The organism is Thioclava sp. GXIMD4216 (genome assembly GCF_037949285.1).
GTDB lineage: Bacteria > Pseudomonadota > Alphaproteobacteria > Rhodobacterales > Rhodobacteraceae > Thioclava > Thioclava litoralis.
Genome location: NZ_CP149926.1, coordinates 631,488 through 655,448, shown reverse-complemented (window position 1 = coordinate 655,448; position 23,961 = coordinate 631,488). Strand labels below are relative to the sequence as shown.

At 54.0% G+C, this 23,961-nt stretch carries 19 protein-coding genes and 1 pseudogene; 6 read left to right on the top strand and 14 right to left on the bottom strand.

What is annotated here, in order from left to right:
• Window positions 1–179 precede the first annotated feature (179 nt).
• Window positions 180–719 (top strand): AAA family ATPase, encoded by a 540-nt coding sequence (locus tag WDB88_RS03255; protein WP_207019457.1) that lies wholly within the window; start codon window positions 180–182, stop codon window positions 717–719.
• Between the two features lie 219 nt (window positions 720–938).
• On the opposite strand, the gene WDB88_RS03250 is transcribed toward WDB88_RS03255, so the two are convergent.
• The 6 genes from WDB88_RS03250 to WDB88_RS03225 form a co-directional block, all read right to left on the bottom strand.
• Window positions 939–2,996 carry a UvrD-helicase domain-containing protein gene (locus WDB88_RS03250; RefSeq protein WP_339108770.1) on the bottom strand — a complete coding sequence of 686 codons (2,058 nt, stop codon included), beginning with the start codon at window positions 2,994–2,996 and terminating at the stop codon, window positions 939–941.
• Window positions 2,980–4,974 carry an AAA family ATPase gene (locus tag WDB88_RS03245; protein WP_339108769.1) on the bottom strand — a complete coding sequence of 665 codons (1,995 nt, stop codon included), beginning with the start codon at window positions 4,972–4,974 and terminating at the stop codon, window positions 2,980–2,982. Before WDB88_RS03245 ends, WDB88_RS03250 begins: the two co-directional genes overlap by 17 nt.
• Window positions 4,975–5,503: 529 nt before the next feature.
• Window positions 5,504–7,810, bottom strand: a complete 2,307-nt coding sequence (locus WDB88_RS03240) for an AAA family ATPase (protein WP_339108768.1) — start codon at window positions 7,808–7,810, stop codon at window positions 5,504–5,506.
• Between the two features lie 273 nt (window positions 7,811–8,083).
• Window positions 8,084–8,665 (bottom strand): recombinase family protein, encoded by a 582-nt coding sequence (locus WDB88_RS03235; protein ID WP_339108767.1) that lies wholly within the window; start codon window positions 8,663–8,665, stop codon window positions 8,084–8,086.
• A 235-nt stretch (window positions 8,666–8,900) separates the two neighbouring features.
• A complete protein-coding gene (locus WDB88_RS03230; protein ID WP_339108766.1) occupies window positions 8,901–9,263 on the bottom strand; it encodes a hypothetical protein in 363 nt (120 codons plus the stop codon).
• 367 nt (window positions 9,264–9,630) lie between these two features.
• Window positions 9,631–10,299, bottom strand: a complete 669-nt coding sequence (locus WDB88_RS03225; RefSeq protein WP_339108765.1) for a hypothetical protein — start codon at window positions 10,297–10,299, stop codon at window positions 9,631–9,633.
• A 127-nt stretch (window positions 10,300–10,426) separates the two neighbouring features.
• On the opposite strand from WDB88_RS03225, the gene WDB88_RS03220 reads away from it, so the two are divergent.
• Together WDB88_RS03220 and WDB88_RS03215 are read left to right on the top strand one after the other, a co-directional pair.
• Entirely contained in the window at window positions 10,427–10,750 is a 324-nt protein-coding gene (locus WDB88_RS03220; protein ID WP_339108764.1) for a helix-turn-helix domain-containing protein, read from the top strand.
• Between the two features lie 162 nt (window positions 10,751–10,912).
• The gene (locus WDB88_RS03215; protein ID WP_339108763.1) at window positions 10,913–11,284 is read left to right on the top strand and encodes a hypothetical protein; all 372 of its coding nucleotides are present in this window, start codon (window positions 10,913–10,915) and stop codon (window positions 11,282–11,284) included.
• A gap of 1,350 nt (window positions 11,285–12,634) precedes the next feature.
• Here WDB88_RS03215 and WDB88_RS03210 read toward each other — a convergent pair.
• From WDB88_RS03210 to WDB88_RS03175, 8 genes and pseudogenes are all read right to left on the bottom strand, one after another.
• A pseudogene (locus tag WDB88_RS03210) lies at window positions 12,635–13,057 on the bottom strand (transposase); the annotation flags it as partial.
• Window positions 13,058–13,210: 153 nt separating this feature from the next.
• Complete coding sequence (locus tag WDB88_RS03205) at window positions 13,211–13,723, bottom strand: alpha/beta hydrolase (RefSeq protein ID WP_339108762.1); 513 nt, start codon at window positions 13,721–13,723, stop codon at window positions 13,211–13,213.
• 30 nt (window positions 13,724–13,753) lie between these two features.
• Entirely contained in the window at window positions 13,754–14,152 is a 399-nt protein-coding gene (locus WDB88_RS03200; protein ID WP_339108761.1) for an alpha/beta hydrolase, read from the bottom strand.
• A gap of 515 nt (window positions 14,153–14,667) precedes the next feature.
• The gene (locus tag WDB88_RS03195; protein ID WP_339108760.1) at window positions 14,668–15,765 is read right to left on the bottom strand and encodes a flagellar basal body P-ring protein FlgI; all 1,098 of its coding nucleotides are present in this window, start codon (window positions 15,763–15,765) and stop codon (window positions 14,668–14,670) included.
• On the bottom strand, window positions 15,765–16,778 hold the full coding sequence (locus WDB88_RS03190; RefSeq protein WP_339108759.1) for a flagellin: 1,014 nt from the start codon (window positions 16,776–16,778) through the stop codon (window positions 15,765–15,767). Before WDB88_RS03190 ends, WDB88_RS03195 begins: the two co-directional genes overlap by 1 nt.
• Before the next feature lies 1 nt (window position 16,779).
• Window positions 16,780–18,234, bottom strand: a complete 1,455-nt coding sequence (gene flgK, locus WDB88_RS03185) for a flagellar hook-associated protein FlgK (protein WP_339108758.1) — start codon at window positions 18,232–18,234, stop codon at window positions 16,780–16,782.
• Window positions 18,235–18,267: 33 nt separating this feature from the next.
• Window positions 18,268–19,599 (bottom strand): flagellar hook-basal body complex protein, encoded by a 1,332-nt coding sequence (locus tag WDB88_RS03180; RefSeq protein WP_339108757.1) that lies wholly within the window; start codon window positions 19,597–19,599, stop codon window positions 18,268–18,270.
• 127 nt (window positions 19,600–19,726) lie between these two features.
• The gene (locus WDB88_RS03175) at window positions 19,727–20,569 is read right to left on the bottom strand and encodes a flagellar motor protein MotB (RefSeq protein WP_339108756.1); all 843 of its coding nucleotides are present in this window, start codon (window positions 20,567–20,569) and stop codon (window positions 19,727–19,729) included.
• A gap of 144 nt (window positions 20,570–20,713) precedes the next feature.
• Between WDB88_RS03175 and WDB88_RS03170 the strand changes: the two genes are divergently transcribed.
• The 3 genes from WDB88_RS03170 to WDB88_RS03160 are packed head-to-tail and all read left to right on the top strand — an operon-like array spanning window position 20,714 to window position 23,960.
• Window positions 20,714–21,328, top strand: a complete 615-nt coding sequence (locus WDB88_RS03170; RefSeq protein ID WP_339108754.1) for a paraquat-inducible protein A — start codon at window positions 20,714–20,716, stop codon at window positions 21,326–21,328.
• Window positions 21,325–21,942 carry a paraquat-inducible protein A gene (locus WDB88_RS03165; RefSeq protein ID WP_339108753.1) on the top strand — a complete coding sequence of 206 codons (618 nt, stop codon included), beginning with the start codon at window positions 21,325–21,327 and terminating at the stop codon, window positions 21,940–21,942. The genes WDB88_RS03170 and WDB88_RS03165 overlap by 4 nt, the downstream gene beginning before the upstream one ends.
• Window positions 21,939–23,960 (top strand): MlaD family protein, encoded by a 2,022-nt coding sequence (locus tag WDB88_RS03160; RefSeq protein WP_339108752.1) that lies wholly within the window; start codon window positions 21,939–21,941, stop codon window positions 23,958–23,960. Before WDB88_RS03165 ends, WDB88_RS03160 begins: the two co-directional genes overlap by 4 nt.
• Window position 23,961: the final 1 nt, after the last annotated feature.

Genomic DNA, 23,961 nt, shown 5'->3' with positions numbered 1-23,961 from the left:
GTGACGCTTCCCACATTGATGAAACGCACCAGATAGTTCTGCCTTTTCCGTCAGAGGATTTGCCTCTGCCGCGCAGACGGGTGCTGTTTTCCCTACGAAAATCCATGCTGCCTTGATCGCCGCTCCTGGCGTGTCGATCGCTTCGCAGCGCATTCCCCTGTCAAATCCAAGGATGGCCCATGAGCGACCATTTCTTCGTCGTGACGGGCGGCCCCGGTGCGGGCAAGACCAGCCTGATCACCGAGCTCTCCCGCCGCGGTTTCCATACAATCCCCGAATCCGGCCGCGCGATCATCCGCGAAGAGATGGTAAGCGGCGGAGATGCCCTCCCTTGGGCTGATCGCATGGCCTACGCCGAAAGGATGCTGGAGCGCGACCTGCGCGCCTATGAGGACGCTCGGGCACTCTCAGGCCCCGTGATCTTCGACCGGGGCACTCCCGACATTCTGGGCTACCTGACCCTCTGCGGCCTCCCCGTGCCGCCTCACATCGCTGCAGCAGCCAAGGAAACGCGCTACAACGCCCGCATCTTCCTAGCGCCGTTCTGGGACGATATCTTCACGCAGGACGCCGAGCGCAAGCAGACCCGCGCCGAGGCCGAAGCGACAGGTGCCGTCATGCGCGACACTTACACCGCGCTTGGTTACGAGATCACGGAGCTGCCGCGCACCGACATCGTAACACGCGCCGACTTTGTTTGTGCGCAGCGGGTCAACTGACCGTAATCGCGAGATGCCCTGGCAAAACTGCTGAACCGGACAAACCGCATGGTCCCTCCCGCCTCCCGCTGCCTGACACTCACGGCCCTATCCGGACATTCAACTTGCTCCTGCCGCCGATGAGCAGCATCCCTCAAGCGGCCATTCGTGCAGCGTGCAACGAAATTGTTTTATGAAGGTCGGCAACGTTGAGCAAAGCCAGAAATTGCCATCGCACAATCACTCTTCTTCTTCCTCCGGAACGATTACCCTTTGAACCTTCCAGCCAAGTCTAAGCAAAGTAGCTTTCTGATCTGCAGTTATTCTGTCCGAATGAATAGCAAGACACAGCAAATGTCGTGGCCTGCTCATCGCTACATAAAGCTGGCGCATGAATGTCTTATTGGGTTTGAATGCTCTAGTCGCGTGCGGCTTGTCAGGCAAATTTGAATTTGGATACGCCGCGCTCGGCAGGCATCCAGTCAAATACCCAAGCATCACCTCGAGATCACAGCAGTAGTTTTTTGTCTCCAGAACCAAGGTTGCGTCGTGCGTTTCACCTTTAACGCCGTGGATGGTCGACAATTCAATTTTGAAGCCATCCGGGTGGAAGTAAGAGTTTCCATCGGACTGAACAGACGCAGTCACCTCCTGTCCCTCGGCATCAACGTCATCTTCGAACAGTTCAGCTTTTTCGGAGTAAGCCAGAAATGCTTTGGCTTCGGGCGGCAGTGTATCAAAATCAAATATTTTCTTCAACTTCTCACAGATTTCTGTCCAAAAATCCTTTTCAATTTTCCCCGTTGCGCTGAGCAATAAATGAATGGTCTGACGAAAGTCAGCCCATTGATTTTTGGAGGTCAAATACATCCGCAGCGATCTCGACGTATGGTTCCGTCCACCTTTTTCTATGAAACCCGCCAATCTCAAAAAACGGACAATACAGTCCAAGAGCAGTTTGTAACTATCTGCCCAGTCCGAGACCTCGGATCTGCGGCAGAATTCCACAGCCTCCTGCAAGGTAGCCGGCTTGAAACTCGCTTTCGACCTAGTCTTGTCATATGAAGACCAATAATGACCAATCTTCAATTGATCTTTGGCAGGATCAATTTCGTTACCAACTGCGCCTACAGCCTTCACGCAAAAGCGATCGGACTCTTTCTTTTCGTTAGAAAATTGACTGGAAACAAGTTCGGCAAAACAGTCGATAACGTTCTCGCGCGTGTCGTTTTCATAGATCAGCAGCGTATGCTGGAATTTGCCTGCCTTTGAGGCGTGAGCGAGTAGTTCCGCAACCTTCTCCTCAGATTGCTCTGTCTCGAGCGGCACTGAATTCAGGCTGAATACGCTTGTTTTCCCGGCAATTGATCCATCAAACCGATGGGATTTGTTGACGACATAATCCATGTCGCTGGCAGTTTTCCCATTAAAACTCTCATTCGGCTCCTCTCCTCCGGAACCATGAAAAATGGCCTGGTCAGGATCCCCGAAACGCTGAACAATCAGGCTCCTATCATCGACAGAAAATATCTTTCTCAAAAGATCATCCTGAAACTTCTGGGTATCCTGCATCTCATCCAAAAAAATACATGGGAACCTAGTCCGAAGCGCTGACAGCAAGGTTTCGCTTCTTTCCAAGGCTAGATCGGCGAAGGTGTACACGTCACGAAAGAAAAAATAGCCGTTAGAAATCAGATCAGCTTTCCTCCCATACAGCTCCTTGAATGAATTTGACTTCGAACCGCTTGGAAATGTTGGAACTTTAATCTTTAATCTTCCATCGACGTTGTCTAATCTGAAATCATAGAGAATATTTGAATACCTGCTCCTCCGATCAACGTAAGCGCGCGTCCCTCTTGTAAGCTTTGAATAAAGCATCTGAACGCATGCGTCTGTATCAACCTGACGAATCTCTATTCCTTTGGATCTCAGGAATGGAAAAGCCAAATATTTTCCAACAAACTCTTGTATGGTTCCTATAAAATGGGGGTAAGAAAGGAGCCCTTGCGCTTCGGGGTATTTGGACGCGACAAGCCGCTCGACAATCTCGTTCTTGGCAACGTTGGTATGTGATAGAACACAAATACCTCGATCTTTGTAGGGCCACTTTCTCGCGAGAAGAATAAGCTTGGCGGCCACAAGAGTCGTCTTGCCGCTTCCAGGGCAAGCTTGAACGTCAATTGACCGCATCGCCTTAAGGATCGAAATGCGATCTTCATCCTCAAGCACCAAGCCTTCGCTTGCAGCCACTTCAACAATGTCCTCACGTGTGATCAGGTCATCAAGCGAGGACACCATTGACCGGCTCCTCTTCCTGTTTTGCATCATCAATTGAAGCGGTCACATATTCTATGGCTTCAACAATATAGGGTGGCAATTTGTTTTTTAATTCGACAGCAAATTTATACCGCGCGCTTGCGGATGCAGCAGCGCAAACGACAGTGTCGCTCCGTTGCTCAACGCCTAGGGCGGCAACTGCGTCCGAAACGTTGTTCTTCAGTTGTGCTGACAAGATTTCGGATAAGTTATAGGCGAAGTCCGTTTTGGAGGTGTTGGCCAAAATATATGTCGCTTTTTCTTCGTTAGTGCCGACGACACTATTTATCCCTTCTTTTGACCCTTTGATTGCCTCGTAGCACTCATCAAACAGGCCATACTTGGCCAGGCAGTATTCAAACGTCCAATCGTCAGATATTTTGACCAAAATATTTTGCCTGCTAAGGCCGTCTCTGTGATCGACCTTGCGTTGCTCTGGATCATCGCAGTTTCGATGCCAGTATCTTTGGTTCTTTTCCGTTAGCTTTTTGAAACCGTAGGGGTTGCTCCCATCATCTTTTTCTTCGGCACAGTCGGGCCATAGGTCGAGGTCGCGCAGTACACACACCTTTATTGGGTTCCAGTTTTCACGTTCAGATTTATCATCTTTGCCTGTCCGCAGGAACAGTCTGGCAAATCGCTTCCATGAACCGCTATTGTCATATTTCACGATCGAGACGCCGTAGTTCTCCAAAGGTCTACCAAGCAGGCGCGCGATTGCGGGCAGCAGGATATTCTCGCCATCTCCTTCGACCAAAAGAATACCCTTTGCGAAGAATATGTTGGCCTTTGTCGCATCCAAGAATTTCTGCAAAAATTTGTAGTCATCTGGGCTCAGCTCAGTCTCTTCTGGCCTAAGAGCCCATGCCATCCCGGCTCCGAGCATAATTACTTCTGAAGGAAGAGCCTGCGACGAGATATTCGGACTATGTGTTGTCAAGATACACTGCACACCCTCAGGCTTGTCGGCAGACTTGGCCTTTTCGTTGATGAATTGCAGCAGTTTCATCTGAAGCTGCGGATGGAGATGCGCTTCTGGCTCTTCGATCAACAACAGAGGAAATTCTTTATCCGCCTCCTGTTCCAAAAGTAGCAACTCCGCCCCCATGAACAGCAGATTATGGTACCCTAGGCCGTGCATGCGCCGGTCATCTGTCAGAGCTAGGCTCAACGCTTCCAAAACTTCTCGGAGGTGCCTTCGCTTGAGATTGTCGGGCAGAGCAGCAAGGTCGCTCTTCTTGACACCTGCAATGTCCACAAAGGCGCCGAGTTTTTGTTTGTCGCCTTCAAATATGAGATGGTGAAGGTAGTTTTTCTGTATGTTTTCAGCCGCCTTTTTCAAAGCCGCCTTGTCGGCAAGAAGGCATTCATTTGCCTCAGCTATGACAGCCAAAATTTGATCGGCCTGCCCCCGAATTTCCTTCGAAGAGCTAAGTATTTGCGATAGCCTGGACGCTCTACCTGACGAAAGTTCTGCTTCAGCATCCCGCAAGGGTCTTAGATACGTTGTGGCTAGGAAGTCTCGAATTTCCGCTTCAATGGGTAGCCCGTTCCCATTGGAACCAGAGCGTAGTTCCGACCTGATAAGTGGGTAGCCGCGCCGCTCTTGCCCGGTTTTTTGCGCACGCAAATGTAAATAGAGAACCGATCGCTGCTTTTTGACAGCTTCACCGTCTTCATACGTCTCGTTTGATAGGTGCTCAACAAAGCGATACGCATGCGCACCCAAGTCTGAAAATTTCAACTGAATAGTGAATTCATCAAGGTCTTCATGGAAATCTTGTTCGGAAATGAAGATTCTATCGAAAGAGTTTGTTCCGAGGACATATCTGATGGCATCAATTAGCGAGGTCTTGCCGGAGTCGTTCTCGCCAACCAGAACGTTCAGGCCACAATTAAGGTTCAGATCGAGTTGTTTAAATAACCGGAAGCCCTGAATATTCACATTCGATAAATACAAGCCTGTCTCCTGAGGCCAAATACGGTCAGTGGGCTTTGCCCTCTAAGTCAAAGTTCGTTGGAATCTCATCCAGGGTGCTTGGATCTAGAACGAAATTTTAGGGCAAGCTATCCTCAGGATAGGGAAGAACTTGGCGTATTCAACAGTGAACCTTCCTTGCCGCATAGTCGTCAGGATTGATCTAAGGGCGTCTTTCTTGAAAATCACGATCAGCGGTAGATCCCAGCAGTATCCAGCATTGTTACCGCCCTAAGCCCGCGCAGGATGCAGTCTCAGGCTTTGTGCGCGAAGAACCCCAACCTGATTAGCGAGAAGTCTTCCCAACTATCTGGTGAAGGTCCGGCTTAAGGGTTGTGGTATAGTGATTGCGTGGTTGCGGCGAAGGTCCGCAATCCGCCCTTCGCGCCAGGGCGACCCTCCGGGCGCTTTGAGAACAGGGCCCATACCGGTCATTCGAGCCCGGAACGCCGCATGATCGGTTCCAGCCCCTTACCGGACCTTCACGCCAGGGGCGGCGGATGGCGGGTTTTCAGTCAGCGACCGGTTTTCGCACAATCCGCAACATCGCATCGTAGTGCTTTTTGTCACGCTCCCGAATATATTTCATTGCGCCATTTGCGGCGCGGTGGCTCTCCTCGACGGTAAGCGCGGGGAGCGAATTAACGGCCTCAATGTCACCATGCGACTCAATTTGGCACACTCGCTCGAGCTGGTTCATTTCCGCCTGATCTAACCCTTTGATCTTTCCGGAGTCGTCGAATAACGCTTCGGAGAAACTAGATTTGTCCGGTGCAGAAAATGCCGTGAATATCTCCAGAAGCTTCCGGATCGCGTTGGGCAAAAGATATAGATAGTCGGTGCTCTGCTTGTCCGAAGCCTCGAACACGACCGAGAAAAGGTATTGATATTCTGAGTCGTACTTCGCCAAGTGCGATGGCATTTTTACCAACGCTGATTCTCGACTTCCTTTTCCATCGTCACGGCAATCCACGAACAGCAGCCCTTGAGGTACCGTATCCGAGAAATTGACGCCTCGGAAAAAGGCTCGCTTTGCCATGTGCATGAATTTGAGGTTGTGGGTCAATAAGATGACCTGTGCGACACGTTTCGTGTGCTTCTTAATCAGGCCGAACGCATAGGTCTGAGCATTGCCATCTAGACTCGATACCGGGTCGTCGATTACAACAACGAGACGTTTCTTATCCCGACCTTCGGCACTAAATTGAGTTAGAAAGAAGCAGAATGTTAGCGCGGTTTTCTCGCCCTCGCTGAGGTTCTGTGCAATCGAGCCATCCGCGCGAACCAATTGGTAGCCTTCTTCTTTAGCCTCCAACAGAATGGAGTTGTGGCCGAGGTACTCGTGAAGCAATTTGTTGAGTTCGTCGGCCGCAATTCCATGTTTGCGAATTTCCTTGCGCAACGTTTCCGCCTTCTCCTCCAGGACCTTCGCCGCTTCTTGTGCTTTTTGAACATCTCCCTCGGCCTCGTCCGCCTTTCGCTTCAGCTGGCGGTATGAAGCTTGTTCGGCCAAGAGTACATCGGCCTTCAGTGCATTGGCGGCGGCATCTTTGCGTTGCTTAAACTGATCATTGATGGAATTGTGCTCGCTGATAACTGTGAGCAAACGGCGCGCGGCATCAATGAACCTGGCTGACCAATCATGACCTAGGAGCTTGGTCACGTTGTCGGGAATATTTTGATTTGCCATAGGGTTCCGTTGGCGTTCCTCAAGCGCTTCTTGCAGCTCCTTTATCGCTTTACCGGTAGAAAGGACCTCAGATCGGAAACCGTTTTCGACCTCCCTGAAACCTTTGGCGAGAGTGGGTTGAACGGCTGACTGCGGTGGAAAGTCCTCTAGCCATCCTCTTAGCAGCGAGCGTGACCGCTTGCACCATTCAATAGCCGCTGCGACTGCGTTTGTTTGCTCCTGCCAGCTCTCGCTGAACATTGCCGCCAGGGTCTTTCTTCGTTGGTCTGATATCTCATTGCCACAATGAAGGCATGACACGAGCTGGTTTTCTTCATGGTAGTGATGACCCTCAGCTACCCACGCCATCATGCTGGGATGGGTCGTGAGGTCAGACGAAAGCTGCGCGGAAAAGTCCCGTTGAATCAGCTCACAAGCATTTCTCAGCTCGTCCCGAAATCCCTCGGGCAGTTCGAGGGCTAGGTTAATTTTCGGAAGTGGGTCGGACTGACGAATGATTGCGCGACATTCACCAATACTGTCCTCCGTGAGTTTGTCTTGATCCGTGAACTTCTTTTCGGAGTATTCACGGTCGACATTTCCTCTATTGAATTGCTGAGTGTAGCCAGTGCCTCTGGCGTCGCGTACGCGCCCTCCTATTTCTGTGCCTTTGTCCTTATATTTTTTTTGTGCAGATTCCTGACCTGTCTTGGCTGCGCGAGCCTCGGCTACGGCAGTTTTTAGGTCGGCTTCTAGCTGGCGAAGCTCGTTAACCTTTTCGATGTTCTCTTCGTCAATATGGAAGATCGGCAACGCCGAACCGACGTCCCATTGGAAGTTGCGGGAAACGAAGTCAGAGTTGAAGACTAGGAGGTGGTTTCCAAGCGGATGTACTAAATTGGCATCGGTAGCTGTGGTTTTGTCGGAGAACTTGACTTGAAATTTTGCACGATCATTGAGTCCGTTGGCTAGAGAATTTGCTTCCAGCGAGGCAAAAATGCGGGATAGGCTAGTCTTTCCCGATCCATTGAATCCATAAATGATTGTTTTTCTTGTGAAATCGGCGTCAGGGCTATGAGGTTTGTGGTCGATCCAAATGCCTAGGCCGCTGATCTGAACAAGCTTCTCTACAAAGGTGGTTTCTGGCATTTCCCTACCGTCACAATGTCTTGCAATCGTAATGCAGGAAGATGCTTGCACATATTATGATCGGTTGCCAACAGATCCATTTTGGCGACAAGTCCTGACAGCGCTGTGCAAAGCCCGGCCCGAGGCCACAAGCGCCGTGTCTGAAAGCCTAAGCACTGCTGCCATTCGTGACATGCGCAGCGAATGACCTCTCCCCGCCCATCTTGCCCACGGTAGACTTCGTGCCGTCGCTGGAAGGGTTGGCTGTAACGGGTTGGAATGGACCGTCGGCCATTAACGTTTCGGCCATTGCCGCGCCAACGTGCGATAGACGGTTGGCCGCGACACAGAGAAGAGCTCGGCCAAGTCCGACACCGAATACTCCCCAGTTGCGTGCATCCGTGTCAACTCCGCCGCCTGCCGGTCGGAAAGCTTTGGCTTCTTGCCCCTCAACTTCCCTTTGGCGCGGGCCACCGCCATGCCCTCGCGGGTGCGTAGCCGGATTACGTCGGCTTCGAACTCGGCGAAGGTCGCCAGTACGTTGAAGAACATCCGTCCCATCGGATCGGTGGGGTCGTAGACCGTGCTTCCTAGCGCGAGCCGTACCCCGCGCTCAGCTAGCCCGTCGGCGATGTCGCGCGCGTCCGGCACCGAGCGGGCCAGCCGGTCAAGCTTGGGCACCACAAGTGTGTCGCCCGCCCGCACGGCTGCCAGCGCCTGGGCAAGACCGGGCCGGTCGCGGTTGCGGCCGGTCAGCCCATGGTCAGTGTAGATGCGCTCGGAGGCGACGCCAAGAATTTCCAGCGCCGCGCGCTGCGCGGCGAGATCCTGAGCGTCGGTGGAGCAGCGGGCATAGCCAATACGGAGGGTTGTCATGGGTCAAGCGTAACGCAAGCGGCCCCTTCAGCGATAAAAAAATCGTACCACCCTATCGAGACATAGTTTTCTCAACAGCAGAAGGAGCGCGAGGCGAAATCAAAAACGTCCGTTGAACGATCCCCAATCGGACAGAGCCCTCCACGAACGGTTCCTCATCGCGGAAATGCACCACACTGCGGCTTTTGGATATAACTCGAAATACGCCAGACACCTTAAATTCGTGTCTCGGCGGTCATGCGAGAGACATGAGCATGAGATACTCGGCAACAAGCGCGCCAGATAGGACGGACATGAATGCCGCTTTCTCCGCTCTGTTCAGAAGCATGGCCGCAGGGTAGGCTTGATGAATGCGTTGTAATGTCCTTGAAGAAAACACCCACCGAGACGCAGCAAGCGCGTTGAAGAAGGCGCAAGTGACCGCGCCAACGACAGCGCAGGTAACCAGAGCGATGACGAGAAAGACATTTTGGGGTGTTACATCAAGGTGGAATAGGCCAAACGCCACCCCTATCGAAAGCCCCGTAAGCACCAAGGTACTCGAATACTTCATGCCACTAGCTACAACATGAACTGTTTTGCCAAGAGGTTTTTTCATAATGCCTTCCGATTGGTACGGTTCAGGTGGTCTACAAAAGATATGCACAGCGATGGTTTGTGAAAACCTCTGCCTCAAAATTTTTATCGCTCTGGATGTAATTTCCTGTGATTGAGTCGCCATTAGGGCGTGAAAAAATGCATAACATAGATGACTTAAACGGCGCATATTTATCGAAATCTGTGTTTGCGAGCTTACTACGCAAAATGCGTCTGTCTTAATCAGCGTTCAAGATTGACAGCTTGTGCGCCCGGACCAGCGGCTCTCAGCGTTGGTGCCTACTGGCGCTACTAAATTTAAAAAACGGACGCCCTTAGCCCTAAAACCTCTCAGCTTGCGAACAGCTAATCAGGAGCAAAAAGCTCCGTTAGATCCCGTTTTTTATGATCCGATTAGCCCTCTCCCAAGAAATCCCCACCGCTCGGGCAGCATTATTCACCGAGGATTTTTCTGCAAATGCCCGAGCGAACTTTTCTTTGTCGTAAGAGCGATTGCCGTTTCGAGGCGCCACAGGACGACCAGTCTTTTTGATCCATTTGGAAAGCGTCTGCCTGCTCACTTCGTGCTTCTGGGTCAAGGAGCGCAACGACATACCACTATCCCACTCAAGCGCGATTTCCTCATATACGTTGATGCCAGCCCTTTGCAGTGCAGTTACGGTCTTAATGGTACCAGCCTCTATTTTCTTAGCGAGTTGCCCGAGAGAGCCAGTCTCGCGCCATAGCGCGCGCAACTCATCGGGTTTAGGGAATTCATCTTCGCTAAAACGTCTCCGTCTTTTAGCAAGCTTCTTTAAAAGCGGATGCTCCTGAAGATCCATTCCAGGCGGCCAAGTCTTGAGCTCCTTTAGCCGATGTAGGCACTCTTCGGAATTCTCTACGCGAGTAGGGTGTTGCCTCGGAACTGCTGGTCGCTCTCTAATCTTCCGTATGAGAGCTGTTGATTCATCAATTTGCGCTTGTGCTTTGCGGATGGCCTCCTCTTCAACTTCGATCCTTAGAAGGTCCGCTTCGGATAAGTTTTTGCGCTTTTCCATTCCACCACTCCACCAAACGGATAGCTTCCAGCTGAGGCAATTCCTCGACCAAGCCTGACATAACTCTCGGTTTGGTCAAAGATGGTGGCCCAAATTAAAGAAAATAACTTGCCCAAACGAGAAATTCTTGCTGGCCGATTCTTTTTCTGAATCTCTGACGGTGCAAGGATCGGAGGTTAGCTTCTTGGCGAAGAACTCAAAGATAAATCTGGCCAGACACGAACGTATAAAATGCGATTTGAGACTTGCCGGAACGACCCTTGCAGAAGTCGCGAAAAAGCTCGGGATATCACAGGGAAGCCTGACCAATATCAGCCAAGGCCATCGCACCTCACATCGGGCGCAAGAGGCACTAGCTGCCGCACTGGGCATGACAGCTGAAAAACTCTTTCCCGACCGCTACGAACCAAAGGAGATAGAGAGCAAAACTTCTGAAAACAGGAAAATCTGACAGAGGGAAAAGCAAAGACCCTGCCATTGGCGTGGCAAGGTCCTGCGCTTGAATAGCGTGTCGTTTGTACCCGACCATCTATTCATCCCCTGAGTCTCAAAAAAAGTCAACCTGCCGGGCGTCTCCCGGCAGGGCTGTGAAACTCAATCCAAACACAAGGGGATGCTGCGCTATGCCCGCTCTGGCCTGCCAAGGGTCAGAGCACGGCTTAGCTATGCTTTACACACCATGAAAAAGAAACTGTTTTACCGTGGCCCGGAGCCCAGCCACGGGATGCGTCCTATTCCGTGGCGCTCCAAAAGGAGCTTGCGAGGTTCGATGGTTGCGCTGCTGCCCGGCTTTGCACGGCCCCGCATCATCAAGTTCGAGAGTAATCTCGAATATCTGTTCCTATGCCTGATGCTTGTTCGGGACGATGTTTTCTGCATTCAGGAGCAGCCGGCTGCCATCCATTATCTGGATACAGATGGCAAATCCGCGAAGCACAACTTCGACTTTCTTGTGACCTTATTCCAGTCTTGCCCTCATTCCTGAAACATACCGTTCGGGCAATCGTAAGCCGCGGTATTGCCCCCGGGCCGAAGCGCTTATGAACCAGGTCATCGAGATCTATGCGGACACCCAACGGCCCACTCAAGCGGAAGCGATCAAGGCGACAATCGGCTTATTCGATATCGAAAACGAAAAGCGGCTTGCAGCGGGGCTTCCAGTCTTATCGACCCCCTCTCGTTCGAGTATTCAGCGTCGTCTCAAAAAAGCTGACCCTTTCTATATCTACGCCAAGCGCCATGGCGCAGCTGCAGCGGCGCGAAAGTTCACCCTCTACACAAACGGTCCAGACGTCGCTTACCCCATGGAGCGGGTCGAGATGGACGAAAACAAGCTCGACGTCATCTCTCTACTCGTTCTGACGGGCATCTGGGATCATCTTCCCAGAGAGCGGCAACAGAGTTTCGAGGCTGGCCGCCGATGGCTCTACATCGCCATCGATTGCGCCACAAAATGCATTCTCTCAATGCGGCTGGCGACAGCGCCAAACTCGGATGACGCGATCCGCGCCCTACGCGATATTTTCGAGGATAAGACCCATATCGCCAAGGCTGCTGAATGCGAAAGCACTTGGCACCACCATGGAGGCATAGGCACGCTCGTTACCGATATGGGGTCCGCTTTTGCCTCGGACGCCTTTCAGGCTACAGCCGCGTCTTTGGGCATTACAACGCATCTGCCGCCGGCAGGCATCCCATGGCTGCGTGGACATATCGAGTCATTCTTCCGCACACTCGGACACCAACTGATGTCTTATCTGTCAGGCCGCACGTTTTTCGACACGATCAGCCGCGGCGACTATCCGTCAGAACAGCTTGCCTGCCTATGCGATGACGATCTCATCGTCGTGCTTCTGACCTTCATCGTCGACATCTATCACAACCAGCCGCATGGGTCGTTGAAAGGGGAAACCCCGAACAATGCGTGGAAACGTCTGACAGGGCTGCATGGCACCCCAATGATCCCTGACGGCCTCACGCTGCGGAAAGCCTTTGGACGCCCTCTGACGCGTAAACTCCGCGGGGATGGGGTGATGTTCTCGGGACTGACATATAGCTGCGAGGTTCTGCAGGAGGCGTATTTGCATTCTCCCACACGGGATGTCGAGATCCGCGTGGACCTTAAGGATGTCAGTTGGATCGCCGTGAAGGTCGGTTCCTCTTGGTATCCCGCCTTAGCGAACCAGCCGGGATTTGAGGGCATTTCCTACGACGAATTGCGCGAGGGCATGCGCGCCCTTCGGCTTCATCACCGCGCGGAAGCTGCACTTGATGCCCCCGTAGTACTGCGCGCGATCAAGCGCATCACGGACGTCAACAAGCGCGCCTTCATGCGCTGGCCACTGACCAGTCCCTCTGCGATACACCGTGCGACAGTCGTCTCGAAAAGATGCCGCAGTAACTCGCTGTCACGGAAACGGCCGTGTCGGTTCTTTGAGAAGGTAGAGTGGTCAGGGACACGGTCGCTGAGGTCCAGGCGGCAGAACCACCGATACGCCAGGTTCAGATGCACCTCCTCGCACAGCCGCCGCTCTGACCGGATGCCGAAGCAATACCCTACCAGCAGCATTCGGATCAGCAGCTCTGGATCGACTGAGGGGCGCCCCGTGTGGCTGTAGAAATCGGCAAGGTAGGTTCGGATCCCGGAGAGGTCCACGAACCGATCAATGGAACGCAGCAGGTGGTTCTGCGGGACATGATCCTCCAGAGAAAACTCGTAGAACAGCGCCGGTTGCGCCTCCTGCCGCGGTCCCATCATCGCCGATCCTCCCGTCCCTTGCAGGAATTGAATCAGCCGATGGCCCTTCGATCAAGCACGAGTTTTTCAACAAAATACGCCGATATGGTGTCGCGACCCTCCTGCTGGGATCGCCGCGCCACCGCATGACCGGTTTGAGCCCAAACTGCTTATCTAAGTGGTGGTCACGAGGGGGCGCGCACCGTTGTGCTTTATAAATGTAGCGATTGCTTCCCAGAGCACCTCTGGAACCTCATGCAGCGGATAATGTCCAGCACCGTCAATAGTCGTGCAGGTTAGCAGCTCGACCGCAGATCCGGTCAATCCGGCTTTGTAATCGGACATATCTCCCCCCTCGAAAGCACCTCGCACATATACGACTGGGGTCATAACCGGAGCGTTCCATCCCGCGTTATCCAAGGCATCCTGCCTGAATGCCCGGTAGAGCTCAAACCCCTGATGCAGCGCAGATTCAGTGGCATAGCTGCGCACATATTCCGAACGCATTTCCAGTGTGATCGCTTCCGGCCGCTGCGCATAGTCATAGAAGTAATCGAAATAAGGCGCGATATTTCCCGTGATCAGCCTTTCTGGCAGGTCAGGAATGGCATTGAAGGCGAAGTGCCAAAGATAGGGGGGCGCCAAAACCGCATTCCACGGTGCCAGACCGGGAATGACCGTGTTCATGATCACCACCCCGCTCAATTGGGGAAACTGTCACAGATACGCATAGGCAATCATCCCGCCGACATCGTGGCCAATCAAAACAACGTAGCTCAGTCCGAGCGTTTCAATGAATTCATGAATGACCCCAGCTAGAAATGCCTTGCTTCCATTGGAGGCCTCAAACGCTGATTTCCAAATACCTGGCAAATCGACGGCGATACAGCGACAACTGTCGGAGGTTCGGCTCATCAGGGCATAACAAGATGAGGCGTCTAACGGCCAGCCATGAAGAAAAACGAGCGTAGGCCTGTTGGCTTCTCCCGTTTCGATGAAATGAAGCTTGGCTTGAGAGAGAGCAACTGTGTCTTCGTGCAGATGAAGGCTGGCCCGAGGCCTCGCCACTATGGAGCAATCTATGGATCTTTTTTGACATGGCTTGCTCAACGACATGAAGATCCGGCCGTCACAGGCGTGCGTCGGCTAGTCTTCGAGTACATCGTGAAAACATATCCTGTTCCCTTTGGCAGCAATCTACTGCGCATACGCGTGGATACACAGTTTGTGTACCCCCTCCAGAAAGGCGCGAGGGCGTTCGGGATCGACGAACGAATGCTTCACCGATGCGCTGATGGCTGCAATGATGCTTCGCCGTGGCGGTGGCAGAGGTCCGTCAATGGATCCAGTGAAAAGCCTGATGGATCGGGCAGCGTGGCGATGGTAGTCTCTGACATGTGGCATATCCCTTTCTCGGCTGAGAATTGACGCGTCTGAACACAGCCGTCACATGCCGCCCCTCAGGGCATCACCAACTTTCACGCGTTACTCCAATCACCAAGCCCTAAGCACATCCAGAAAATGCTGTGCTGTACCGCAACAGGGCTGCGCGATTAACCAGCCACTACACATCAAACAATCATACGGCAACTCATCGCCAATCTTTAGGACACCCCCAATAGGGATTTCTATCAATTTACCACGAATTCTGCGTGTAAGGCACCTGCTGCATTGATACTTTTCAGGATATCAATCATGTCACGCGGAGAAACTCCCAGAGCGTTCAGGCCTGCAACCACTTCCGAAAGGGAATTTCCGCTGGGGACTTCTGCCATTTGAATACCAGGTTCCTCGGTAATTGAGGCCTCTGTACGCGGGACAACAACCGTTTGCCCCTCTGCAAACGGGTTGGGCTGCACCGCAACAGGCGCTTCTTGAACGCGCAACGTCAGATTGCCTTGGCTCACAGCGACCCGCGAAATGCGGACATTTTCTCCCATAACAATCGTACCAGAACGCTGATCGACGACTACACGCGCGCGCTGCTCGGGCTCTACTTCCAAGTTTTCGATACGACTCATGACATGCGCCGTAGAACGCTGTCCTGTTTGCGCAATATTAAGGGTAACAGTTCCTGAATCTTGCATTGCGGCGACATTTCGCCCGAACTCAGTATTGATTACAGCCTCGATTCTATTCGCAGTCGTGAAGTCAGGCGTCCTGAGAGCAAGGCGAAGACGATCCAGACTGTTAAATTCAAATGCGATTTCACGCTCGACATGAGCGCCAGAAGGAATCGAACCGGATGTCGGCACTCCCTGAGTTACAGTAGCCGCGTCCCCCTGAGCCGTCGCACCACCCGCGATGATCTCCCCTTGCGCCACAGCATAGATTTCGCCATCCGCAGCTTTGAGAGGGGTCATAATCAAGGTACCACCAAGAAGGCTGGTTGCATCGCCAATAGCCGAAACCGTAACATCAATGGAACTACCTGCGCGCGCGAAAGGGGGCAATTCAGCAGTTACCAGAACGGCCGCAACATTTTTGGGCCGAGATGTTTCCCCGGTAACGTTAACGCCCAAGCGCTCAAGTACGTTTGTCATAATTTCTTCGGTAAAAGGTGCATTCCGCAAACCGTCGCCAGTGCCGTTGAGGCCGACGACCAAGCCATAACCAACGATGTCATTGCCACGGACACCGTCAAATTCGACCAAATCCTTAATCCGAATTGGAGAAGCCCAAGACAACGACGGGATCAAGCATACGATTAGAAACAGAAAAATACGCATCAGATATAGTCCGCCAAGGTCAGCTGAGAAAGACGCGAAGTAATCTCATACAGTGTTTCAAGTTGGTTCTGCGCCGCGATTAAGGCTGTCGACGTCTCGTAAGGCTCTGCGGTAATCAGATTATTCCTTGCAATTTCCAAACTGCTGCTCTCGGCATCATTTCGGGTTGCCGCACTTTCGATTTGCTCCTCAGCCGCACCGATGCTGCTGCGAGACGCCGACATTTCAAGCGAGGCAGCACTAAGCACCGATCCGGCTTCAACCATCAGCGCCGAACGTGTCTCGTCACTTAGCGTACCGTCATCATTGGCAGCGATACGGGCGAGCATGGCGCCCTTCAAGGATTCCCGAATCTCGGATGATTGAGCAGTCACTTCGAGCTGAATCGATTCGTTTTCAGACACTTTCACCGCACCCAGTGGATCTCGTGAACCTTGATAGGATTGATCCAGATAGCCGCCCCCACCTGCTGGTGCATCGAAAAATGCCTCTACTGCAGCGATAATTCCGGCGCTTGTTGTGTCACCTCCAACCGCCGTCATAACCTGGCTATACATCTCGTCAGCATCAACAACCGGTGGTGTATTGGTTGCGGCACCACTAAAGACAAAGCGTCCAGCAACCGAACTATTTAACGCGGAAACAATCGTTGAAAGGCTAGTTTTTGCTTTTGTAGACAATGTCTCAAGCGAGGTCGGGTCTCCGGAGGAGCCGATCGAGATCATGTCAGGCCCGAAATTAATCGCATAATCTTGGATCGTGCCAAGCGCGTTTTGCATCATTTCTGCGGTCAGCGAGACCTCGGTCGTTGCAAGCGAATATGACTCGAGATTATCCAAGCTACGCGTAATTGCCGAAAGCTGCGTAAAATCGCCGCCGACGGCTTTACCAACATCGGATTTCAGGCCGGTCGTAGCCTCCTGGCTAAGCGTCGTTACCAGATTTTTGAGACCGGTATTATGCTTACGCAGCGAATAGACCTGCGCCATATCACCAACAGAATAGTAGCTCATATCAGATCTCCAGAAGCTGCTGCATCAGAGTGTCCAACGTTTGCATTACTTTTGCGTTAGCAGCGTAGGATTGCTCGATTTGAAGCAAAGATTGAAGCTCCTGATCCGTATCGACCCCGAGCGAAAGCTCTTCCTCGACCAATGCATCCTGTTTGGCCGTCGTGTAACTTTCTGTCATCTCGGCACTTTGGCGGGCAGACGAGTAATTAGACAGCAATTCTGACATTAAACCGGATGCAGAATAGCTTGTCCCACCAAATGCCGAGGAAGACGCCGAACGACTCTCGATCAGAGCGTCAGCGATACCGTTCAGCAAAGTACTATTGCCGACATCGCCTGCAGTACTTGCATAAAGGCCATCGCGAACGCGCCAAACCTCCCCGCCCTCAGACGGGTCAATCAGTTCATTCACCTCGATTCGTCCAGCCAGTCCAAGTTCATCTGTGCTATCAAAAGCGGAACCAGCATCCGTGAAAAAGCCCGCACTGCCAGACGTAATCGTCGTATCGGCACCAGATGCGCCAAGACGCTCGATGAGATCGCGCGCCACAGAATCAATCTGCTCTTGCGCGGCGGGGGCCAGTTCATCTCGCACCTCGAACAAGGCAGACAGCGTGCCGCCTCCCAAAGCCCCATTCGACGTGGTGCTGACCGGCTCGCCATTGATCGTCAGCCCAGAAAGCGTACCGCCTTCCAGAGAAAAATTAGGCGCCATGCGTCCACTGGTGGAATAGCCGATTTCATAGGCCTTACCATCCAACAAGGTCGCACCATTGGTCGAGTAAAGTGCAACCTGACCGTTATCCCGTTGATAAACCTGTAACGGCACAATCTCTGAAATCTGATCAATCAGTGCCTGACGCTGGTCCATCAAAGCGGCGGCATCGCGGCCATTGGTCGATGCCTTAAGGATCGCATCATTCAGGTCATCTACCTGCGATAGGGTAGAATTCAACAGATCGACCTGCTTACCGATTTGCTGATCCGCACTTAGACGAATATCGCTGATATCGTCCGACATCGAATTCAGTTGTTCCGCAACCGTCTTGGCCGTGTTCACCACTGTCGTCAGACGTCCGGTGCTATCGGGCGAACTCGCCGCTTCGACCAAGGCCGATTCGAAATTGGCCATTTTCGCGGACAGGGAGCTATCACTGGTCGGGTCTCCGATCATATCCTCGATCGAGGCATAGAAATCCGCGACAACGCCCGCTTCGCCGGCAGCCGCATCGGCAAGACGTCGATCCTGGATAAGGCTCTCATTGACCTGACGCGTTACACCATCAATACGAACGCCATAGCCAACACCCCCGGCAGAGACAGCCGATGTTTCGACTGTCCGCCGCCCATACCCCTCTGTCATCGCGTTCGCGACGTTTGAGGACACAACTTGCGCCATTTTGCTCGAAACGGTCAGCCCCGAAAGCGCATTGGTAAAAGCGGCGGAAAGCGACATCTTCTGTCTCCTTAGAGAGCGATCATCTCAAAATCAGCGTTTAATGTTCGTAGTTTCTTGCAGCATCTCATCTACGGTCTGGATGACCTTCGCATTCGATGAATAGGCACGTTGGGTCTGGATCAGATCCGTCAGTTCCTTGGCAACGTCGACAGAGGACCCCTCGCGTGCGTACCCTTCGATTGCACCGGTCGGGCCATCACCGGCATCCCACAAGAAGAAGCTGCCGGATTCACCACTAATCTCGAAAGTCTGGTTATCGTTGGCAGTCAGGCCATTGGCGTTGGGCACATCAACAAGCGGAATTTGGTAGATCGTCCGCGTAAAGCCCGTATCGTAGGTCGCGTTCACATAGCCATTCTCATCGACCTCGACAGTGGTCAGGCTTCCGACAGGAGAGCCGTCCCGCGTCACGTTGGTGGGCGAGAAGCTGTCCGAAAGTTGGGTCAGACCATTGGTATCGCCAATTTTGCCGATGGTAAGATCAATGGTCTGCAGCCCTTCCGCGGCAGACAACGTGACCGTGCCATTGGTCGAATCATAGGCCGGCGAGGTGCCGATCGCGGCCACCGACTTCAGCGTACCGCCATTGGTCGTCGTGTTATCGAAGACCAAGGTGTAGGATGCCAGCAGATTTTCGTCAGCCGTCGTCGCAGCGTCATCTTCCGTGGCCGAATCGCGCAGCTCCATCGTCCATGTATTCTCGATCACATTGCCACTGGTATCCAGCGCCGGCGTGAAAGTCACATTGAGCGATTCCGATGTCCCGAGGTTGCCGTAATATTCAACGGATAGCGGCAGCGACGTCGTGTCGTCCACATCAACAGCCGGAAGGTTGACACCCAGATTGACCTTCGTGGTGGGGTCACCCGCCGTCTGGTTCGCGTTGATCACCACGGGCTGCAACCCCGAGACCGAATCGCGCGCATAGGTCGGAATGGTCCCGTCGGCATTTGCCGGCCAGCCCAGCAAGACAAGGCCGGTATTGGTTTTCAGAACACCATCCTCATCGGTCCGGAATGCACCGGTCGTGGTCAGTTGGAGCGTCTGGTTGCTTTGCGCGTTCTCAAGAGCCACCTCCGAGATCACCGGCAGGAAGCCGCGCCCCGATACCGCCAGATCAAGCGCATTCGAGGTCGATACCAATGCGCCTTGCTCGTCCACGATACGGGACGTGCTCGCACGGACCCCCCCTGCGGAATAGGAGTTCGCAGTCTGCGACAGCACCATGCTGGAAAATTCTGTTTCAGCACGTTTATAGCCATAGGTTCCGGAATTCGCGATGTTGTCCGAAATGGTGGACAACTTCGTAGAGTTCGCCGCCAGGCCGGCAACGCCTGCGTTAAGCGAGGAGGAAATCGACATTTATGCGCCTTTCTGCTGCTACGTGTCGTTCGATCTCCCGCAGATTTGCCCTAGCCCTCTTAAGATCACCCTAACGAATAAAATTCTCACAGAAATTGTCCCGCAAATTGTATGCGGGACAGCCTGATCACTTTCGTAAAAGGACGATTTCCAGCCGGTTATTGCGGATAGACATCGGAATTTCACTGGCAGGCTTGCGATCTGCAAACCCTGTCACACGCTGGATTCGCCGCTTGTCGAACCCGTCGCCCTGCATCAGCATCCGGACCTGCTGCACTCGCTCTGTCGACAGATCCCAAACGGGATTCTGGCGCAGCATTTCAGGATAGGCACGGGTGAAACCGTTAATCGCCACCTCATTGGGCACCAGATCGAACACCCGTGTGACCATCGCCACCAACTCTTCGAGAATCGGTTCCGGCGTACTGGTATCGGGCGCAAAAAGCGGCTCGTCGGCCAGATCGAAAAACTCCACGATCAGCCCCTCATCCGTCACCTTGGTCACGATATGGCGCGACATCTTGTCGGTCACCATGGATTCGCCGCCGATCCCCATCAGCGCCTCTTCTATTTTCGCCGCCACCTGGTCGAATTCGGCCGCCTCGCTCTCGTCCTTGGCTTCCACACCACTTTGGCCGCGCGCCTGCCGCGCCTCGGTTGGCATATTCATCGACGCACCGGTGCCCATCTGCGCGATCGTCTCTTCGGAAAAGATGGAATCCCCCCCGAAAGAGCCATCGCCGCCACCCGAGATCCGGTTCACCGCAATCGTGGGATTGAAATAATCCGCGATGCCTTTGCGCTGCTTCTCGGTCGTCGCGTTCAACAGCCACATCAGAAGGAAAAACGCCATCATAGCGGTCACGAAGTCGGCATAGGCCACCTTCCATGCACCGCCGTGGTGCCCGTCCCCACCGGACACCTTCTTGCGTTTGATAATAATAGGGGCCTGATTATCACCAGAGCTCATGCCACCACCTCTTTTCACCCAAGCCGGTTGTAGCAAAGTGATCTTAAACACTGTTTAACACTTAAAATGCGTGACATTTACGCCGCGATCACGTGCACTGCGCTTGTATGCCCACCGCAGCAAGCTAAATTAGCCGACATGAATATGACAGAAGATCACAGCAAGCTTATTGCTTGTCCCCATTGTGATACGCTGCACCATCTCTCGCAGATCGGCGAGGACGAACGCGCGACCTGTGCCTGCTGCGGCACCTTGCTGATTGCTCCGCGCAATCGGTCCTTCCTGCATGTCGTGGCCTTGTCCTTTACGGCAATGATCCTGATGATTGCGGCGTTCTGCTTCCCCTTCCTGCAGATTTCGGCCCGCGGGCTCACCCATGAAAGCTCGGTCCTCGGGGCGGCCTCCGCCTTCTCGGGCGGCTGGCTGGCCCTGCTTTCGGTGGCCACCGTCGCGCTGATCATCGGGGTTCCGGTTTTCCGCTTCGGCGCGCTGATCTATGTCCTTCTGCCACTCAGCTTCGACAAGAAGCCCTGGCCCAAAGCACGCGGCGTGTTCCGGCTGGCCGAACGGTTGCAGCCCTGGTCGATGGCCGAGATCTTCATTATCGGGACCGCCGTCGCCCTGGTGAAAATCGGCGGCCTTGCCACGATCTCCTTCGGACCAGCCTTCTGGGCCTTCTGCGCCCTGATTATCGTAATGGCGCTGAAAAACAGTTTCATGAGCAAATGGGTAATATGGGACGCCATCGGGAAGAAATGAGATATCTCTCCGCCACCGATGCAGGGCTGATCGGATGTCAGCAATGCGGGCGCGTCTGGCCGAAGGATCAACAGCGCTGCGGGCGCTGCGGGGCAAAGCTGAAGCCTGTCAATGAGGCATCGCTTGAACGGGTCTGGGCCTTCTGGTGGGCCGGTCTGATTGCCTATATCCCGGCCAATCTCTACCCGATCATGCATACGAAATTTCTGGCCACCGATAGCCCCTCGACCATTATCGGCGGGGTCATCACCCTGATGGGCCACCACAATTACGGAATTGCCGCCATCGTCTTTCTGGCGTCGGTCTGCATTCCCATCGCGAAATTCTTCGCTGTCGCCTATCTGGCCTTCACCGTAAGATCGGGCAAGAAAGACGGCGGGCACAAACGTCTTATGATCTACGAGATCGTCGAATTTATCGGTCGCTGGTCGATGATCGACGTTTTCGTGGTCGCTATTCTTTCCGCTCTTGTCCAACTTGGCTTTGTCGCCTCGATCCATCCGGGTCCGGCGGCGGCGGCCTTTGCCCTCTCCGTAGCACTCACCATGCTCTCGGCCCAAAGTTTCGATCCACGCCTGATCTGGCGTAGCGTAGAAAGACCTGCCTCCGAATGACCGAAGATCCCAAACCCGCCGACCTGCAAAAGACACAGGCCAAGAAACCCATTTGGGCACGACTGTCGCTAATCTGGTTTGTGCCGCTTTTCGCGCTTCTGATCACGCTCTATGTCGCTTGGCACACCTATTCCGACCGCGGCACCCTGATCTATGTCGATTTCAAGGATGCCACCGGTATCACCGCAGGCGAGACCGTGCTGAAATATCGCGAAGTCTCTGTCGGCACGGTCGAGACAGTGGGCTTCACCAAAGATCTTGGCGGGGTGCGCGTCGGCATCAGGGTTCATAATGACGTGGCGAAATATATCGACAAGGATGCCCGTTTCTGGATCGTGAAACCCGAGCTGTCGGCACAGGGGATCTCGCGGCTGGATACCGTCCTGTCGGGCGGCTTCATTCAGGGCTGGTGGGACAACAAGATCAGCGATCCGCAGACCGAGTTCGAAGGGCTCGACAAACAGCCGGTCACCGAAGATCCAAATTCCGGCACGCAGATTATCCTGCGCGCCCGTGACGCAGGTGGACTGGCCGAAGGCGCGCCGGTGATCTATCGCGGCCTCACTGTTGGCAAGATCCAGAACCTGCGTCTGGACGAGGGGGGCAGCGGCGTGTTGATCGATGCGTTCATCAACAAGCCCTATAACGCCCGCCTGACCACCACGACCCGCTTCTGGGATGCCTCGGGGATTTCGGTCAATCTCGGGGCCAACGGGGTGTCGGTCAATATGCGTTCTCTGGCCTCCATCGTGCAGGGCGGGGTCGAGTTCGACACTCTGGCCACGGGCGGCAGCTTCATCCAGAACGGCTTCCCCTACCGCCTCTTCAAAGACGAGAACGAGGCCCGCAACTCCATTTTCGGCGGCGAGTTCTTCGAGCCGGCACGCTATACCCTGCTGTTCGACGAGCCGGTGCAGGGCATCGAGATCGGCACTAAGGTCGAGTTCCGTGGCGTCGAGGCCGGCGAGGTCACCGACCTGTCGATCAAGGTTTCCGAAGACAGCCTCGGCACGAAATTCGCGCGCCAGCAGGTGGTTATCTCGCTCTCGCCCGAACGTCTGGGGCTGGAGCGCAATACCGACAATGACATCGTGACCCAATTCTTGGAGAACGAAGTGGCAAACGGTCTGCGCGCCCGCATCACCGGCACCGGCCTTCTGGGCCAAACGCTGGTGATCGAACTGACCGATGTGCCCGACAGACCGAAGGCCGAGATGGACACCAAGGCCGCGCCCTATCCGACCATCCCGACCGCGCCGCAGACAGCCAATTCGCTGGCAACCTCGGCCGAGGGCGTGTTCAAGCGCGTCGAGAGCCTACCCATCGAAGAGCTGATGACATCGGCCACGCAGATGTTCCAGTCGATCACCGCAATCGCGGGGCAGGATCGCACCAAGCAGATTCCCGACGAACTGGCAGGAACGCTGGGCGAGATCCGCAGTCTGGTCAACGAGCTGAACAAGAATGATGCGGGCAAGAAAGCCAGCGATGCCATTGATAATGTCTCGCAGGCCGCAGATAGCGTGATGACCGAGATCGAGGGCCTGAACGACACGCTGGCCTCGGCCGACAAAGCGGCACAGCGGATCGCGGATATGCCGCTGGGCGATATCGGGGATAAGGTTGACGGTATCCTGGGTGACCTGCGCAAGATGCTGAACACCGATGATGCCGAAGCCCTGCCGCAGAACCTGTCGGATACTCTGCAACAGCTTGCGGGCCTTCTGCGCGAGCTGCGAGAAGGCGGTGTGGCCGAGAAGCTGAACGGCACCCTCACCGCCGCGCAGGATGCGGCGGGGTCGATCCAGTCGGCCAGCGACCGTCTGCCCGCACTGACCAAGCAGTTGCAAGACCTGACAACGCAGGCACAGGGGCTTGTCGGTGCTTATGGCGACCGCTCTAACTTCAATTCGCAAGTCATGGACACGATGCGTGATCTGCGCCGCACGATTGATGCGGTCGGCTCGCTCGCACGCATGATCGAACGTAACCCGCAAGCCTTCATTACCGGGCGCTGAG

Bases quoted from the DNA above. Each gene is read 5' to 3' on its own strand.
- WDB88_RS03255 (WP_207019457.1), top strand. From the start codon at position 180: ATGAGCGACCATTTCTTCGTCGTGACGGGCGGCCCCGGTGCGGGCAAG.
- WDB88_RS03250 (WP_339108770.1), bottom strand. From the start codon at position 2,996: ATGGTGTCCTCGCTTGATGACCTGATCACACGTGAGGACATTGTTGAA.
- WDB88_RS03240 (WP_339108768.1), bottom strand. From the start codon at position 7,810: ATGCCAGAAACCACCTTTGTAGAGAAGCTTGTTCAGATCAGCGGCCTA.
- WDB88_RS03235 (WP_339108767.1), bottom strand. From the start codon at position 8,665: ATGACAACCCTCCGTATTGGCTATGCCCGCTGCTCCACCGACGCTCAG.
- WDB88_RS03230 (WP_339108766.1), bottom strand. From the start codon at position 9,263: ATGAAAAAACCTCTTGGCAAAACAGTTCATGTTGTAGCTAGTGGCATG.
- WDB88_RS03225 (WP_339108765.1), bottom strand. From the start codon at position 10,299: ATGGAAAAGCGCAAAAACTTATCCGAAGCGGACCTTCTAAGGATCGAA.
- WDB88_RS03215 (WP_339108763.1), top strand. From the start codon at position 10,913: ATGCTGCGCTATGCCCGCTCTGGCCTGCCAAGGGTCAGAGCACGGCTT.
- WDB88_RS03205 (WP_339108762.1), bottom strand. From the start codon at position 13,723: ATGAACACGGTCATTCCCGGTCTGGCACCGTGGAATGCGGTTTTGGCG.
- WDB88_RS03200 (WP_339108761.1), bottom strand. From the start codon at position 14,152: ATGTCGTTGAGCAAGCCATGTCAAAAAAGATCCATAGATTGCTCCATA.
- WDB88_RS03195 (WP_339108760.1), bottom strand. From the start codon at position 15,765: ATGCGTATTTTTCTGTTTCTAATCGTATGCTTGATCCCGTCGTTGTCT.
- WDB88_RS03190 (WP_339108759.1), bottom strand. From the start codon at position 16,778: ATGAGCTACTATTCTGTTGGTGATATGGCGCAGGTCTATTCGCTGCGT.
- flgK (WP_339108758.1), bottom strand. From the start codon at position 18,234: ATGTCGCTTTCCGCCGCTTTTACCAATGCGCTTTCGGGGCTGACCGTT.
- WDB88_RS03180 (WP_339108757.1), bottom strand. From the start codon at position 19,599: ATGTCGATTTCCTCCTCGCTTAACGCAGGCGTTGCCGGCCTGGCGGCG.
- WDB88_RS03175 (WP_339108756.1), bottom strand. From the start codon at position 20,569: ATGAGCTCTGGTGATAATCAGGCCCCTATTATTATCAAACGCAAGAAG.
- WDB88_RS03170 (WP_339108754.1), top strand. From the start codon at position 20,714: ATGACAGAAGATCACAGCAAGCTTATTGCTTGTCCCCATTGTGATACG.
- WDB88_RS03165 (WP_339108753.1), top strand. From the start codon at position 21,325: ATGAGATATCTCTCCGCCACCGATGCAGGGCTGATCGGATGTCAGCAA.
- WDB88_RS03160 (WP_339108752.1), top strand. From the start codon at position 21,939: ATGACCGAAGATCCCAAACCCGCCGACCTGCAAAAGACACAGGCCAAG.